Here is a 14,724-nt window from a genome sequence, read left to right as displayed (position 1 = left end):
CCGCTCACCCGCCACGCCGACCGCGTACACCCGCATTTTGCGTTTTCCCGCACTCGTTGTAATATGTGCGGTGTTGCCCCTCTAGCTCAACGGTTAGAGCAGCGTCCTTTTAAGTCGTGGGTTCAGGGTTCGAATCCCTGGGGGGGCACAATGAAAAGGCTCTGAACCATTGGAATACCAACGATTCAGAGCCTTACTTCTTACCACCACAAGGCCATTCCGGTGCCGGAAAAGGTCATGTTATGGTCGTGAAACAGCGATAAAAGGTCATATCGAGTCAAGACCGCCCCACTTGTCCAACGTGCTCGCCGTCTCCACCGTGTGCAGATTACGGGCAATATAGACACGCTCGGTCAACTGTTCATCCTCATGCCCCAGATAGTCACGTATGGCCAGCTGCGGCGCTCCCTGCGCCTCAAGGATGCTCGCACACGTCTTCCGAAACGAATGGGACGTGAACCGCAACTCAGGATAGCCAAGCGCATCACGATTCAACCGCAGATGCTTGTTCAGCAGATTCGCCTCACGGACATTCCCATTCGGCAGCGGAAACACCAAATCATGCTCACCGCCCCCACCATCGCGCACCTGCTCCTCATGCCGCCTCCTGAGCAAATCAACCGTCGCAGATGGAATATGGATACGCCTCCGGCTCGCGCTCGTCTTGACATCATCAACCACCTGCACACCCTCACCGGGAACACGCTTCGACTGGCGTTCAACCGAAATCTGCCCAGTGTCAAAATCCACGCAATCCCAGAGCAGACCACACGCCTCGGACACCCTCAACCCGGTGCCAACCATGAATCGCAGTAGATCTACTTCATCGTTTCTAACCAAATCGGAAATGGTTGAGATGGCCCGGAACACATCCTCCAAGCCCTCCAAAGGAATCGCATCCGCCTGCCGTTCTTCATCATCATCGGAACGCCTCACCATGTCCAGCTCCGCCACCGGATTATGCATGATAGCGCCATTCCGAACCGCCAGCTTGAACATGCCGCTTAACACGTTTTTACATGTTTTGGCTGCACCGCGCCCATGTTCCTCCACCACGTTGTCGATGAACCGTTGCAGCACCATCGGAGTGGCCTCGAACACGCGCAACCCACTCAAACCGGCGTCAATCGTCTTGACCGCCGACCTGTATGGGGCGAGACTCGATTGACGCACACGACGCGCGGCATCATCCAGATACAATTCGGCCAGCCTGTCCAGCTGCATACGCCCATCAACATCACCGCCAGCATTCAGAGGCAAGGTGCTGAACGCCTGCTCCAGATTCCGTCGCGCAGCCTCTTTCGACTTGCCCGACCGCTTGAGCTTCCTCAGCTTCCCATCAGGCGTCCGATACTGGCAGAGAGCACGCCAACCCTCACCAACCGACTCGAACCAAACATCACCATGCTGACCCAACGGAATCCGCTCACGCGGCATCACTATCACCACGCTTCCAATCAGCCGGAAGAAGCAAGCCCATCTTCCGTGCCTTCGTAATCCAACGGCGCACGCTACCCGGTGCTACATCACTGTTGATCTCAACCATCTTATTTGCAGCGTTCGCATTCGGATATTTCTCGGCAACCGCATCATACTGTTCAGCCACAAGAGCATAGAACCAGTTACGTCTCGAATACTCCACCGGCAGTGGCGTGAGAATATTCTTTGGCGGACAAGCTCGCGGAATATCTTCATCATTCCAATACAGTGTCGGAATACCCGCTTCCTTTGGGCAATTCAATAACATTCCGCGGTTCACTACAACCTCTCTCGACCATCTGACCTTCAGGTAAGCAGATATGATTGCCTTCAGCGGGAAATCATGCAAATCAGTGGTACTTATATCCTCTGTATACGGTTGCGCCACAATGAACATTTCAAGAAGCCGGAAATTCACCCCAATACCATCAGGTTGACCACTGTACGTGGTCCCAAGCAGTAGGGCGACAATCATGCCATTAGCCGTGTTTCGAACTAGCTTCCACTCGGCATGTTTTGCAAACTCAAACAAGCCCATGCGGCCAACAGCAAAGGGGTGTTTTGGGGGATTCTTGTCCTCGATATATTCCAATACCTCACGAAATTCACTGTTTACGGCATGTAACTTGTGGTTTTCAGTTCCATAGAGACGGACATCTTCCCACGGTTCTGGAAGCTGCACAGGTTCGTTCTTGCGGTCTGTCATGCACTCTAGAGTATGCCGACCTTTTAACTACCGCCACCCATATATGACGTGGGTCACATGGGTCACGTAGGTCACATAGAGCACGGAAACGTTGGAAGGAAGCCGAAAACGCCCCACACACTCAACAAACATGCTGGCGACACACCATAGCCAAAGACGCCCCCACACCCATACCCTGAAAAGGCGTAACCGGCGTAACCGGCGTAACCGCAACGATTTCCAGCGTAACCAAAGAAAGTAAAAGTGTAACCGGCGTAACCGCAACGATTTCCAGCCGCACACCACCTGGGCAACAGCACAACACAGGCATAAGGAATACGATGCAGCAGACGTGCAGTGGTGGGTGATGTGTGGTGCAGTGGTGTATGTAGCGGCGTGCGGTGTATGCAGTGCGATGCAGTGATTGCAGATCATGCGGGAATCCCGAAGCAGGACTGCACCTATGCTGCAAGGTGGTCGTGAACCACGAGCACCCACAGCAGCGTCCGCCAGCTCAATCAGACACCCATCTGGATACCATGCCATGAACCCACCTGCAATCCAGCGGATACGACACTTCAGACACTTACACAGCAAAAGTGTCTGATTCCAAAAGCCAATGATTCCAAGTGTTCCCAAGTTATTTAAGACACTTACGACACTTCAGACATAGTGTCTGATACGACACACACGCATGAGGTGGTAGACCACCACCCCACACCTACCAAGCATCAACTTTACAATTACTAAAGTTGTCGGCAGTCCCAATCCCAGTCGCGCCGCGACACCGCACGCTACACCCTCACACAACAACATACCCTCTGTAACGCACATAAACGCCCCTCTAACGCGAGCAACATGCGCACACGAGTAACCCACACAAACAGTCAAAACGAGCCGGAGACGAAAGCCTGAGAGGATATAGGGGCGGGGAGGGGTGCCCCCCACAAAAACGATTTGGCCGCATGCGGTTCTGGTTCCGGCCCCGAATGCGTTCTGAGACTATTTGGAAGAGGCGTGACATGTTCCCGAAAACACAAGCGGCAGTAGGTGTTACGACGTTTTTACAACACCTTCGATGGGCATGAAAAAGGGCCCCACCATATCAGCGAGGCCCATCAGCAGCTATGCAGCCGTCACTTCGTCGGGACGATCACGCGACCAAGACGTCCAGGATTCGCGACACCAAACCCGAGGCGCAACGTCATGCGCAACAACGAGGAATCGCTGGTGAACATCGCAGAAGAATCAGTATCTGCGGCAATATCCGAAACGCTCACAATCACATCGGGCGCGGACATCGTGAGGATGGTGTTCGCGGGGACTTGGCTGTTGAACAGGACGGGGACGTTGAACAGCATGGGCGACGCGGAAGCCGTCACATCGGGCTCGATAAGCGGACGCCCGTCTGTAGCGGTGAGCGCCATGAGGGTTGCCCACGTCGAAAAACGCATGACGATAGCCGTGGGCGTGGCCCCTTTGTCGGTGACGGCCGCCAGCACGTCGAGAACCGCATCGAGGGTCTTCGCCTTGCTCGCGGCCGTAACCTCGGTCACCCCGCTCGTGTCTTCCGTCGCCGCCGGAATCTTCGCGATACCAGTGGGAAGCACGCCGTTCGTATCAGCGTCCGCCGCAAGGAACAGATGGTCGGCCTGCGCCACGAGCGCCTTCTGCGCCGAATCGGTGATAAGCGTCACGGCATCCTCGTAGCGGAGGCTCTCGTTCGAGAACGGTACGAGAAGCGCAATCTTGTGGGTGCCGAAGCTGATTTGGTTCAACGCCGGGTTGCTCGTGGCTATCTCCGCCCCCTCGGCCACGACGTTTGCCGTGGGATCTACCGACACGTAGGGCACATTAACCCTAGGCGCGTCGCCACTGATTACAACCGACTGTGTTGCCACAAGTGGGTTGAGTGCGATGGCCTCGGGAATGGCCTCGCGAGCTGCGATGAATTGCGCATCAGGGAATGCCCCCTTGGTTGTTGTTGTCTTGAAAACCGCCATGTATATGTCCTTTCGTCTCTGCCGCGCAGCCCGGTAGAAACGAAAACGGGGCGTGCGGCACCATCAATTAATGAATGCACCGCACGCCCTGCGTTACGGGTCGTGAACCCTGTTCACTCCTCCGATTATACCATGAAATCGGCTTGATTTCAACGATTAACTAGCTTCTGAGCCACACCCTCCATGCCGCTGCCAGGACGCTTCATCTTGCCGCCGCCGACCTTGTTCGCGCGCACACCCTGCATGATGAGCTGCAACTGAGTAGGCTCCGCAGACTTGGCCGCGAGGGCCGAAGCAACCTGCTCGAACGTCGCCGCCCATTCAGCAACGCCTTCCGGCGTGTCCGCTCCGCACAGCGCATCGAGCACGTCCACCGTCACATGCTCATGCTCCGTTACGGCCTGTTGTATTGCGAGGTCGAGGCGCGCCGCAGCCAGTTCGCGTTCTGCGTCGCTCATGGCTCCGCTGTCCGGTTCCGGTTCACCGCGAAGCGCGACAACAAGCCCCAACGACTTCTCGGCCCAGTCTGCCAGCCCGTCCGCGTCTACGCCCTCCGGCGCATACTTCTCAATCAGTTCGGCGGTCAACTCCGGGTGATTGGCCGTCACCTGCTGCCGTGCCTGAGACAAGCGAAGCTCTGCTATCTGCTGCCTCAAGCTCTCGGCTTCGGCTTCGGCGGCGTCCGCGCGGGCCTGCGCTTCCTTCGCGGCGATTCGCCTTTTCGCGTTCTCCGCCGTCAGACGGCCTTCGTGGTCGTTGTTATCCGATGTGGGTTGCTCATTGGTGTGGTCGTTCATCTTCTTCCTCTCTGCTGTTGTTTTCGATTGTGTCCAGGATTTCCGCGTCCACCCGGGCACGCGCCCGGTCAGACACATAGAAGTGTTCGGCCTCGCCTGCGCGCTGCCACGCCTGCAAACGCTTCCGCACTGTGAACTCGAACAGTCGCTCGGCCCGTGTGGTGTCGGCGGCGAGGGGTACAAACCGGGCCAATTGCTGCAGAGTTTCCAGCTCTTGCTGGGCCGCAAGCCGACTGTGCGCGTCACTGCCGCCGAAGATGTTCATCTGGCGCAACATGGTTTGCATATCCATGTGTGGCACTCCTTTCACAGCAGTTCAAAGATCTTGGCGAGCTTCTCGTGCAGGGCTTCGTTCTCGGCTTCGAGGGCGGCAATATAACGGCGTTTCCACAGCCCCTCGCTCACCCGCTCGCCATTGATGGTGAACCTCCAACCTGCCCGCCCGTGGTGTGCGCTCATACCGTCCACGTGATCCCACATCAGGCCACGGCCTCCCGTGCCGGTATGGTTCCGTCCGCGATGCGCTTGGCCCACTCGGACGCCACCATGTCAATCGCTGCCGCGTACCGTGTGCGGAACGCATCCGCAAGCGCGTGCAACTCGTCGGGTGATTGGAAGCTCCATTCGCCTGTCGCGTCGCCGTAGCATTCTGCATGCTCGTCGTTGATCGCGCGCACATCGAATCCGAGGCCCATGTCATCGAGAGCGAGCCGCACGAAGCTGTGCAGTGTCTCACCGTCGCCAACATCCTCGTGCTGCGCTTCCGTGCTGAACGTGACGCCCTCCATCAGCTCGCCACACGTGAGGCTTTCCACATGGTTCAACCTGCACGCCTCCGCTACTTCTACGAGCTGTTCCAGCGCGTCCGCGATACGGGCCATGTTGTTGTCGTTGCCTGGTTCCTTCGGTTCCAGTCGGCTCACAGCGGTCGTTAAGCAGCCCAGATTTGTTCCAATGAGGCGTAGCGCGTTCGCCGTCTGCTGCTCGAATTTGGTCATGGTATTGTTATTCATCGTCATTATCCTTCTGCTATTCTGTATTCTCTTGATTCTTCGGGGTGTGTCAGCTGTGTTTCTATGGGCCTCCTCTCATAACAACGTCCCCTGCTGCCATCCGCTCACGGCGTCGATGCGTGCGCATTCGGCTGCAAGCTCGCAGAGCGGGCATGACACCCATCCGGTTTCCGTTTCGATGTTCTGGCGAGAGGTGCGAACACCGCCCACGACCTGCTTGCCGCACAGCACTTTGTTGTTCTTGTCAAGTACATGCGCGACTGATATTGTTACCCCCGACCGATTCATTTTTGGCTTCCTTCCAACAAAAATCACGCCCTACGTGACCTACGTGACCCACGTGACCCACGTCAGGTAAGGGTGGGGAGGTGTAGGGAATCAGCAACCTTGGCAATATCGGCACGCAAGTACGAACGTGGTGTTTTGGCACCGTTGTCATAACTTCGAACCGAATGAATTCCAAGTGGGGACATCATCTTCGCCAACCGTTGCCTTGTGATTGGCTTCCCGTATGGACTGGCAAGGCCCCACTCCTCTGAGTTGTAAGCCGCCAGCTTTGCAACAATTTCCGTTGTCGGCATGGACTCGCGTTCACCGAAAACTGTCACAAGATCACGGAGCAACTTCACCGTTTGCGGCAATCCGTTGATACCATCCGCTCGTTCGGCTTCCTCGCGGTCAAGGTCGGCTTCGATCAGATCGTTGACCTTGTCGGGCCATTGTCCACCGGCGACGGCGGCGATCTTGGCGAAGCTGACCCACCTTTCCTTCGCCCTGTTCCGGCATCGGGTGGGGAGCACCGGCCTCGTGGCCTGCACCTGCTCAGCATGAATGGTCGCCCACGCCTCCAGCTTCGCATGCAATGCCGCCGCCTGCTTTGCCAACGTGTCATCGCTCACCCAATCCGTCTCGTCGGCGCTACCGTCGATGTCCGGCAAAAGGAAGATTGGGATTGAACGCGACTTCGTGTCATCCGGTAGCTTGGGACTGTTGCCAGCCATCGCGATTGCGGCGTACGTGTCCATCGGCGCCGCCTTCCACCCCTCTTTCTTGTCCGGCACGAGCACAGGTCGGGTCGCGCCCGGCTTGTAGCCTGAATTGATCACGGCGAGCAGATCGCCCACGCCATCCTTTGATGGGTCGAGCGTCCTATCAACTTCGTCAATCAGCAGAGAGAGTGAGGCATCTCCAGCAGCGTCGATCATTCGTGGAATCATCGCCGCCGAGCCGAACGCACTGGCCAGTGTCGGCGCGTGACATAGGTGATCGAGGTGTTCTAATGTTGTGGTCTTGCCGGAGCCTGGCATTATCGAATCAACCACGAGTCGCGGCGACACCGGCAGCACTTGCAGAAGGTACGTGTGCAGCGTCCACAACGACAGCACATCCAAGTCAGAGGGCTTCCGCGTCACAATGAACCGTGCGAACCACGCCCTCGTATCGTTGAGCACGCCATCATCGGGCATCGCAGCAACAGCCGCAAGAGCATCCTGCCGTTCAATCAGCAGCGCATCCGCGTCAAGCTCAGTTGTCAGCATGTCTCTTCCTCTCCTCCTCAATCTCCACCGAAGTAAGCACCCTGCCGCCACTTAGCGGTTCTATTGCTTGTCCCCCCGCGTTCCTCACCAAACCATCGCCCCATCGCGCAAGCTCAGCATCACTGAATCGCACCAGCGGCGAACGGGCCAGCGAAGGTGAAATCAATCCCATCACCGCACCCCGCTTCCCGTACGAGCACCGGCTATGGCCTCGATCTGGGCGATCGTGGACGCGGTCGTTCGATACTGAAGTGTCGCCACCGCCGCGTTCCGGCCATCCATCGCAACCCGCTCGTCCCCGGCAATTTGCCGGAGCGACGCCAGCAGATTCTCCAGCACACGACGATTCTCGTCAGGCTTGTCCGAGCCCCGCTTGAGCTGAAAGATCGCCCCCATCACGAGTCGCATTAATTCGGTAATCTGGCGCATCGTCACAAGTGGAGCAACATTGTTTTCGTTGACTTCATCCACGGCAGCGCTGAGCTGATTCGCGAGAACAGACAGCACTAATTTGAGTTGGTGAATCATTTTTGCTCCTCCTGTTCTTCTTCATGTGCGCTCATCCATGCGTTCACCGTGTCAACATCCCAACGAAGTCGGCCACCAACCTTTACTGCCGGAGGCAGCGTCTCCTTCATGTATGTCCTGCGCCGGTAAATGCTGCGCACTGATAGTCCGGTGATATTGGCTAGTTCTTGGATGCCTATGGTTTTCATGACCTCCCCTTTCTGTGAAATTTTTATTTAGCACATTTATCGATAAAGCGATAATAGCGCGAAGTTTTAAAATTTCACACTTCGGCGTGTCGCGTCGCCCTCCTGCATTGGGTCGTGGTTGGGTCGTGAATCGGCGCTATAGGGCGCTATATTCCGATAAAACAAAACAAGCGACACGCCGACAATTTCAAGCATTCAGTCATATCGTGATAGCTGGTGATAAACAGAAGATTATAAGTCGTGGGTTCAGGGTTCGAATCCCTGGGGGGGCACTTTCAATTTCTTCACACGGCTTCCAGTGATCCCTAAGTAATTCGGCAGTCTGCGCCAATCCGTTGCGAAGTTCGCCCCAAACTTCGGCAGCTGTACTGAATCCATACGCAATTCGGTTTGCGAATTTTCTACAGATATCGACACAGATTGGGGAATGAATATGGCACAGCACGACAACACGAACACCGGGATCATCCGGCCGCAGGACGGTTCACAAACCCAACCGGCGGCCGACACCACGCAGACCGCGCATACCCAAGCGGATGCGCCCACCCAGCCACAAGGCTATGCCTTCGACTTCGCACAACAGCAGGGCGAGCAGATTCCACCGAGCCAGGGCTATGCACCGCAGAACGGCGAACAGCCCTTCACCACGGCGGCCAACACCGCGCAGCCGAGCATGGGGAACGTGGGCGGCAACGGCGTCCCGAACAATCCGCAGGGCGGCCAGATGCCCATGAATGGCGGCGCACCGGGCAACCGCGGAACGGCGACGTTGCGCGGCAAACTGGGCGGCAAGACCATCGGCATCATCGCGGCGATCAGCCTCGGGTGTGGCCTCGTCGCCGGCATCGCGGGCACGGCGGTCACGAACGCGATCTACCGGTCGAACGAACCGTCGCATTCGAACATGATGATGCGCGGCATAGGCGACCGCGACTTCGGTGAATGCGACGGGAACGGCGAGTCTATGCCGGACTTCGGCTCGCGGAACCGCCGTTCCTACCGTGCGGACGGTCAGATGCCGGGCATGCAGGATTCGGACGGCGCCAATGGCGAGTCGAACGGCGATGCGCGCAACCGCAGCCAGTCCAACGATTCCGACACGAACGTCGACTCTGGCAGCTTGGATTCCAGCAAGAACTGAGTCGGCGGCGCCATCTGCGTGCCGCCCTCTCAGCCTCACCCTCTGCACCTCACCGTCTGCGTAAGAAGGGACAGAAAACACCACGCAGCCCCCTCCTGCGTAAAAAGGGACAGAAAGCATGATGCAAATGTCCCAAATTACGCAGAGGCGAATCGCAGAGGGGCAGATCACTCAAGAGAACGATAGAGAACAATCACCAGATTTCGTCGATGTTGTTCACGAGTTTCACCACCAAGGCGCGAATCTCGGGCAACGAGACCGCCTGCGGCGTGCGCAGCCAGAACATGACGCCCGCGATGAACGCCGTCGCGGCCATGTCGAGCACGAGCGCCCGATTCACCGTCGCAGGCCCCTGCCGCACCGGCAATTCGTTCCGGTTCGTCGCATCGGCATCCGTTCCAGCCGGCAATCCCTCCTGAAATGTTGCCGAACCGCCATTCGACGTACCTGGCGCGGCACCGTCACCCCATTCCGCAACCGCATCAGCTGTCGCGGCACCGCCGCGCTCGGCTTCGAACAACCGGTGCCATACATGGTATTCGAGCGATTGCTTCCACAACGCCACGAACCGCGAACTCGGCTGGCGCACCAGCACCAACCGGAACTCGTTCTCATGCGCGCGCAGCACCTTCACGAACGCGTTGAACGAACGCATCGTCTCATCGGTGCCGTCTGCACGCACGCGCATCGGCACTGCGCACTCGAAGAGCTGGCGCAGCAGCCGGTTCTCCACCGATTCATACACCTGCCCCATATGCTGGTAATTCGCGTAGAACGTGCTGCGCGCCACGAATGCCTTCTTGCACAGCGCAGAAACGCTCAGATCACCGGCCGGGCGGCCGGTCTGCGTCATCCATTCCACCAGCGTGCGTTCTATCGACTGGCGCGTCGGCGTGAGTGGCAGCACCTCGATGTGCGCCGCAGCCGCATACGGATTCACGTCGTTCATAGGCACCAGCATAGGGAATCTCCCATGGGGACTCACGAAAAAAGCAGACATTTCTCGCGAATTTGTAGCGCGCCCTCCGCCATCGCACCTCATTCATCGATTTCAATGAATACAGATCAATGCATACGATCGAGCGCAATCGAGGTGATGGCGGTGCAGCAGACCACGCAGCCGACACGACCCGCACGCCGCGAGAAGGTGGGCGTCATCGACGTGGGCGGCGGCCTGCGTAGCGCCTACAGCACCGGCGTGCTCGACTACTGCCTCGACAACGGCATCCATTTCGATTACGGTCTGGGCGTCTCAGCCGGCGCCGCGAACATCACCTCGTACCTCGCGGGCCAGCGCGGCCGCGCACTGCGTTTCTACACCAAGTACTGCTCGCGCCCCGAATACATGGGTCTGGGCAATTTCCTGCGCACCGGCTCGTATCTCGGGTTCGACTATATTTACGGCACACTGATGAACGAGGGCGGCGAAGACCCGCTCGACTACGATGCGCTCAAGGCCGGCGGCGTGCCGTACCGCATCACCGTCACCGACGCGCTCAGCGGCATGCCGAAGTACCTCGGCCCCGAGTCCATGAGCCGCAATCACTACGACGCGCTCAAGGCCACCGCCTGCCTGCCGGTGCTCGACAAACCCTACCCGCTGGATGGGCGCCCGTATTTCGACGGCACGATCAGCGACCCGATCCCGTTCCGCCAGGCATTTGCCGATGGCTGCACGAAACTCGTCGTCATTCTGACGCGCCCGCGCGATTTCTACCGCAACCCCGACAAAGACATCCTGAGCTCGATGATGCTCGCCGTCCGCTATCCCGAGGCGGCACGCGCACTGGCGAATCGCGCGCATACCTACAATGTCGAGCTCAACATGTGCAAGAGACTCGAGGCGCAAGGCAAGGTGCGCATCATCGCGCCGAAGAGCATCGACGGCCTAAGCACGCTCACCAAGGATCCCGACAAGATTCAGAACCTCTACAACCGCGCCTATAACGACGCGACCGTGCTGCGGAACTTCCTGTAATCCCGCACACATCGCAGCCGCGTCGCACACTCCGCCTGCCATGCCGTATGGGCGACTCCCACCATCTATCGTCTCATATTTGTGTCCACTATGCAGATTCAATTATTGAGAATCGTTCTCATTTGCTACGCTCGTTATTGAGAACGATTCTCAATAGATGGCATAGAAGACAGTGGAGAGGGAACAGAGACGAGCATGACAGAACAATCTACAAACCAACACCCCGCAACGCATGACGAACCGCGACGCCGGCCGATCACCCGTACCGCGATCGCATTCCTCGCCGGCCTTGCGGTGTGCGGACTCGCCGCTGGCACTCTGTCGGGCTGCGGAGGCAACGCCGGAGGAAACAGGACCTCGGCCGCAGCCGCACGGCAGACCACCGACAGCTGCGACACCACAATCAACGTCGTGGCATCGGTGAACCAGTGGGGTTCGCTCGCCCAGCAGCTCGGCGGCTCCTGCGTCAACGTGACCTCGATCATCAACTCCACGGCCACAGACCCACATGACTACGAGACGACGCCGGCGGACCTCACGAAGCTCGCACGCGCCGACGTCGTGGTGCTCAACGGCGCCGGCTACGACGGATGGGCCCAGAAGGCGCAGCTCGACGAAGGTCGCCAGCGCATCGTGAAGGCATCGTCGCTCATGGGCATCGCCGACAGTCAGGATGACCACGACCATGACCACGACCACGAAGAGGGCAAGGGGCACCATCACCATCACGGCACGGTGAATCCGCATCTGTGGTTCAGCCCGGCGGCCGTGCTCAAGATGTCGGAGGCGATCACCTCCGCCTATGTGGCCAAGGCCGGCGAGACGAGCGACACCGCCGCCACAGCACGGCGCCACTCGAATACCTGGAACGCGGAATACGCCGAATACACGGCGCTCGTCAACCGCGCACGGGCAAAGAACCTGCAGCGCCGCTATGTGGCCACCGAATCGATCATCGGACACCTGCTCGACTACATCGGCGCCACCGACAAGACCCCGGACTCCTACACGAACGCGATGAACAACGACGCCGAGCCCTCGGCCTCCGACCTCAAGAACGCGCTTGACACGGTGAGGAGTTCGAATGTGGACATGCTCATCGTCAATCCGCAGGAAATGGGTGGATTCGCCAAGAAGCTCGACGCGGCCGCACGCGAGAGCGGCAAGACGATCATCAGCGTCACCGAGCAGCTGCCCGAGAACCAGAAGACGCTGCTGGGCTGGATCACGACGATCACCAACCAAGCGCTGGCCGACGATTCCCAGCACGGCTGGTTTCTCACGCAGCAGGTGAAGGACCGCACCATAGCCGACTACGCCGGCCAATGGCGTTCCGTCTACCCGCTGCTCAAGAACGGCAAGCTGCGTGGCGTGATGGAGCACAAGGCAGCCACCGGCGACAAGACCGCAGACGAGTACACCGCCTATTACGACGCCGGCTACAAGACCGACACCGAGACCATCACCATAGAGGGCGACCGCATGACGTTCACGACCAACGGGCGCAAGGTGACGGCCACCTACCGCTACGACGGCCACCGCATACTCGACTATGCGAAGGGCAACCGCGGCGTGCGCTACCTGTTCACCGCCACCGGCGACGTGTCGCAGGGCGCGCCGAAGGCTGTGCAGTTCTCCGACCACGGCATCGCACCGGGCAAGGCCGCGCACTTCCACATCTTCACCGGCGACTCCCACGACGAGGTGATCAAGCAGATGGAGCACTGGCCCACCTACTACCCGGCGTCGATGAACGACGACGAGATCGTCAAGGAGATGCTCGCCCACTGACGTTCCTGCGGGGCCCCGACCGCATTCGGCCGGGGCCCCGCATGTGCATTCAGAACCGCACGATGCGGTCGCACACCTCGGCGGCCAGCTCGTCGTCGTGCGTCACGACGAGCACGCACACGCCACGGTCGGCCAGGTCGCGCATGAGCGCCCCGACCTGCAGCATATGGTGGCGGTCGAGCCCGCTTGTCGGCTCGTCGAGCACCACGGCCCGTTTCTCGCCCATGAGCGCCACGGCGATTGTCAACCGCTGTTTCTGACCACCCGACAACGTCATCGGGTGCCGTTCGGCGAAGTCGAGCAGACCGAGCTGTCGCAGAATCCCATCGGCGCGCTCGCGCACCCGTTGCGCATCTTCGGCCGTACGCACATGCTGCATCGCCTCGAGCAGCATCTCCTCACGCACGCTCGGTGCGAACAGCTGGTAGTTCACATCCTGCATCACCATCGCGCACAACGCGGAGAGCCTGCCCGGTTTCGCCGCGCGCCCATCGACGAGGATCTCGCCCGCCACCGGTTCGACCAGCCCGCACACCGTTTTCACGAATGTGCTCTTCCCCGCGCCGTTGCGCCCCATGAGCCCCACGATCTGCCCGGCGAACAGATTCACATCGCCCACCTCGCGCACGAATCCGCGCTTGGTTCGGCCGAACAGGCGTCGCCGCTCATACCCGACCTTCAGACCACGCGTTGCGATCACCGGCTTCTCGCCGGACGGTTCCGCTCGCTGCGCGATCCGCTCGACCTGTTCCCGCGGCCCGCTCAGTTCGAGCACACGCAGACCCCATGCACGCCGCTGGGACTCGGGCAGCGCATGGAATTGTTCCGCGGTGTATTCGCCGACCATGCGACCGGCGTCGAATACGACATACCTGTCGACCAGATCGGTGACCCATGCGAGCCGATGCTCGGCGATCACGATGGCGATGCCGTCGCGTTTGAGTCGCTTGACCATGTTGCGCAACCGTTCCATGGCCTCCGCGTCCAGATTGCTCGTCGGCTCGTCGAGCACGAGCACCCCCGGGTCGAGCATCGTGGCCGCCACGACCGCCAGCTGCTGTTGCTGACCGCCGGAACAGTCAGCAATGTTGCGGTCGCGCAGATGTTCGACGTCGAACGCACGCAACCGTTCGCGAATGCGACGGCGGATCTCGCCGGGCTCCATGCCTGCGTTCTCGCAGGGGAACGCGAGTTCATCGGTCGAGTTCGCATGGAAATACTGGGTTTTCGGATTCTGGAACACCGACCCCACTTCGGTCGCATAGTCCTCTACCGCCGCCACGCCGGCATGGAGTCCACCCACGCGGGCCTCACCGTGCAGACTCCCCCGGAAATGCTCGGGCGCGAGCCCGTTGAGCAGTCTGGTCACCGTGGTCTTGCCGCACCCGCTGCGCCCGACAAGCATCACAACCTCGCCCGCACGCGCCTGCAGCGACACATGGTCGATCGCATGCACTCCGCGTTCCACACCGTCAACGGATTCATCCGATGCATACCGGAACGAACAACCATCCAACGCACATCGAGTCCCGTTCACACCCCTCCTTGAATATCACAGCCATCACCGTCATTCGCCCGCCACA

At 59.3% G+C, this 14,724-nt stretch carries 16 protein-coding genes and 1 tRNA gene; 4 read left to right on the top strand and 13 right to left on the bottom strand.

Going from position 1 to position 14,724, the window contains the following annotated elements; genetic code table 11:
- Window positions 1-75: 75 nt before the first annotated feature.
- Window positions 76-148 (top strand) — tRNA-Lys (locus BANAN_RS00970).
- A gap of 119 nt (window positions 149-267) precedes the next feature.
- Here the strand turns inward: BANAN_RS00970 and BANAN_RS00965 are convergent.
- The 11 genes from BANAN_RS00965 to BANAN_RS00920 all read right to left on the bottom strand — a co-directional run bounded on the left by BANAN_RS00965 (window position 268) and on the right by BANAN_RS00920 (window position 8,231).
- On the bottom strand, window positions 268-1,449 hold the full coding sequence (locus BANAN_RS00965) for a tyrosine-type recombinase/integrase (RefSeq protein ID WP_148266772.1): 1,182 nt from the start codon (window positions 1,447-1,449) through the stop codon (window positions 268-270).
- Entirely contained in the window at window positions 1,427-2,185 is a 759-nt protein-coding gene (locus tag BANAN_RS00960; protein WP_014697125.1) for a hypothetical protein, read from the bottom strand. Before BANAN_RS00960 ends, BANAN_RS00965 begins: the two co-directional genes overlap by 23 nt.
- Window positions 2,186-3,300: 1,115 nt before the next feature.
- The gene (locus tag BANAN_RS00955) at window positions 3,301-4,167 is read right to left on the bottom strand and encodes a phage major capsid protein (RefSeq protein WP_014697124.1); all 867 of its coding nucleotides are present in this window, start codon (window positions 4,165-4,167) and stop codon (window positions 3,301-3,303) included.
- A 149-nt stretch (window positions 4,168-4,316) separates the two neighbouring features.
- Window positions 4,317-4,964, bottom strand: a complete 648-nt coding sequence (locus BANAN_RS00950) for a hypothetical protein (RefSeq protein ID WP_014697123.1) — start codon at window positions 4,962-4,964, stop codon at window positions 4,317-4,319.
- A complete protein-coding gene (locus tag BANAN_RS00945) occupies window positions 4,945-5,256 on the bottom strand; it encodes a hypothetical protein (protein WP_014697122.1) in 312 nt (103 codons plus the stop codon). Before BANAN_RS00945 ends, BANAN_RS00950 begins: the two co-directional genes overlap by 20 nt.
- Before the next feature lie 14 nt (window positions 5,257-5,270).
- Window positions 5,271-5,423 carry a hypothetical protein gene (locus BANAN_RS08420; RefSeq protein ID WP_155270890.1) on the bottom strand — a complete coding sequence of 51 codons (153 nt, stop codon included), beginning with the start codon at window positions 5,421-5,423 and terminating at the stop codon, window positions 5,271-5,273.
- 20 nt (window positions 5,424-5,443) lie between these two features.
- On the bottom strand, window positions 5,444-5,977 hold the full coding sequence (locus tag BANAN_RS00940; protein ID WP_014697120.1) for a hypothetical protein: 534 nt from the start codon (window positions 5,975-5,977) through the stop codon (window positions 5,444-5,446).
- Between the two features lie 75 nt (window positions 5,978-6,052).
- Window positions 6,053-6,265 carry a hypothetical protein gene (locus BANAN_RS00935; RefSeq protein ID WP_014697119.1) on the bottom strand — a complete coding sequence of 71 codons (213 nt, stop codon included), beginning with the start codon at window positions 6,263-6,265 and terminating at the stop codon, window positions 6,053-6,055.
- Window positions 6,266-6,327: 62 nt separating this feature from the next.
- The gene (locus BANAN_RS00930; RefSeq protein ID WP_014697118.1) at window positions 6,328-7,515 is read right to left on the bottom strand and encodes a DUF3631 domain-containing protein; all 1,188 of its coding nucleotides are present in this window, start codon (window positions 7,513-7,515) and stop codon (window positions 6,328-6,330) included.
- Between the two features lie 171 nt (window positions 7,516-7,686).
- Entirely contained in the window at window positions 7,687-8,043 is a 357-nt protein-coding gene (locus tag BANAN_RS00925; protein ID WP_014697117.1) for a hypothetical protein, read from the bottom strand.
- Window positions 8,040-8,231, bottom strand: a complete 192-nt coding sequence (locus BANAN_RS00920; protein WP_014697116.1) for a helix-turn-helix transcriptional regulator — start codon at window positions 8,229-8,231, stop codon at window positions 8,040-8,042. Before BANAN_RS00920 ends, BANAN_RS00925 begins: the two co-directional genes overlap by 4 nt.
- Window positions 8,232-8,664: 433 nt before the next feature.
- Between BANAN_RS00920 and BANAN_RS00915 the strand changes: the two genes are divergently transcribed.
- Window positions 8,665-9,372, top strand: a complete 708-nt coding sequence (locus BANAN_RS00915) for a hypothetical protein (RefSeq protein ID WP_014697115.1) — start codon at window positions 8,665-8,667, stop codon at window positions 9,370-9,372.
- Window positions 9,373-9,565: 193 nt separating this feature from the next.
- Here BANAN_RS00915 and BANAN_RS00910 read toward each other — a convergent pair whose 3' ends face one another.
- The gene (locus BANAN_RS00910; RefSeq protein WP_232311502.1) at window positions 9,566-10,321 is read right to left on the bottom strand and encodes a hypothetical protein; all 756 of its coding nucleotides are present in this window, start codon (window positions 10,319-10,321) and stop codon (window positions 9,566-9,568) included.
- A gap of 105 nt (window positions 10,322-10,426) precedes the next feature.
- Here BANAN_RS00910 and BANAN_RS00905 point away from each other — a divergent pair, with 105 nt between their 5' ends.
- Both BANAN_RS00905 and BANAN_RS00900 read left to right on the top strand, forming a co-directional pair.
- Entirely contained in the window at window positions 10,427-11,350 is a 924-nt protein-coding gene (locus BANAN_RS00905) for a patatin family protein (protein WP_232311503.1), read from the top strand.
- Window positions 11,351-11,545: 195 nt separating this feature from the next.
- Window positions 11,546-13,141 (top strand): metal ABC transporter substrate-binding protein, encoded by a 1,596-nt coding sequence (locus BANAN_RS00900; protein WP_014697112.1) that lies wholly within the window; start codon window positions 11,546-11,548, stop codon window positions 13,139-13,141.
- Window positions 13,142-13,190: 49 nt separating this feature from the next.
- Here BANAN_RS00900 and BANAN_RS00895 read toward each other — a convergent pair whose 3' ends face one another.
- Window positions 13,191-14,678 (bottom strand): ABC transporter ATP-binding protein, encoded by a 1,488-nt coding sequence (locus tag BANAN_RS00895; protein WP_041776932.1) that lies wholly within the window; start codon window positions 14,676-14,678, stop codon window positions 13,191-13,193.
- Window positions 14,679-14,724: the final 46 nt, after the last annotated feature.

The organism is Bifidobacterium animalis subsp. animalis ATCC 25527, assembly GCF_000260715.1.
GTDB classification, from domain to species: Bacteria; Actinomycetota; Actinomycetes; order Actinomycetales; family Bifidobacteriaceae; genus Bifidobacterium; species Bifidobacterium animalis.
Note: the sequence above shows the minus strand (reverse complement) of the source record. Positions and strands in the feature narration are given on the sequence as shown.

Excerpts from the sequence above, each read along its gene's own strand:
- BANAN_RS00905 (WP_232311503.1), top strand. The coding sequence starts at position 10,427 with ATGAATACAGATCAATGCATACGATCGAGCGCAATCGAGGTGATGGCG.
- BANAN_RS00935 (WP_014697119.1), bottom strand. The coding sequence starts at position 6,265 with ATGAATCGGTCGGGGGTAACAATATCAGTCGCGCATGTACTTGACAAG.
- BANAN_RS00955 (WP_014697124.1), bottom strand. The coding sequence starts at position 4,167 with ATGGCGGTTTTCAAGACAACAACAACCAAGGGGGCATTCCCTGATGCG.
- BANAN_RS00930 (WP_014697118.1), bottom strand. The coding sequence starts at position 7,515 with ATGCTGACAACTGAGCTTGACGCGGATGCGCTGCTGATTGAACGGCAG.
- BANAN_RS00915 (WP_014697115.1), top strand. The coding sequence starts at position 8,665 with ATGGCACAGCACGACAACACGAACACCGGGATCATCCGGCCGCAGGAC.
- BANAN_RS08420 (WP_155270890.1), bottom strand. The coding sequence starts at position 5,423 with ATGAGCGCACACCACGGGCGGGCAGGTTGGAGGTTCACCATCAATGGC.
- BANAN_RS00925 (WP_014697117.1), bottom strand. The coding sequence starts at position 8,043 with ATGATTCACCAACTCAAATTAGTGCTGTCTGTTCTCGCGAATCAGCTC.
- BANAN_RS00950 (WP_014697123.1), bottom strand. The coding sequence starts at position 4,964 with ATGAACGACCACACCAATGAGCAACCCACATCGGATAACAACGACCAC.
- BANAN_RS00920 (WP_014697116.1), bottom strand. The coding sequence starts at position 8,231 with ATGAAAACCATAGGCATCCAAGAACTAGCCAATATCACCGGACTATCA.
- BANAN_RS00910 (WP_232311502.1), bottom strand. The coding sequence starts at position 10,321 with ATGAACGACGTGAATCCGTATGCGGCTGCGGCGCACATCGAGGTGCTG.
- BANAN_RS00945 (WP_014697122.1), bottom strand. The coding sequence starts at position 5,256 with ATGGATATGCAAACCATGTTGCGCCAGATGAACATCTTCGGCGGCAGT.
- BANAN_RS00940 (WP_014697120.1), bottom strand. The coding sequence starts at position 5,977 with ATGAATAACAATACCATGACCAAATTCGAGCAGCAGACGGCGAACGCG.
- BANAN_RS00900 (WP_014697112.1), top strand. The coding sequence starts at position 11,546 with ATGACAGAACAATCTACAAACCAACACCCCGCAACGCATGACGAACCG.
- BANAN_RS00960 (WP_014697125.1), bottom strand. The coding sequence starts at position 2,185 with ATGACAGACCGCAAGAACGAACCTGTGCAGCTTCCAGAACCGTGGGAA.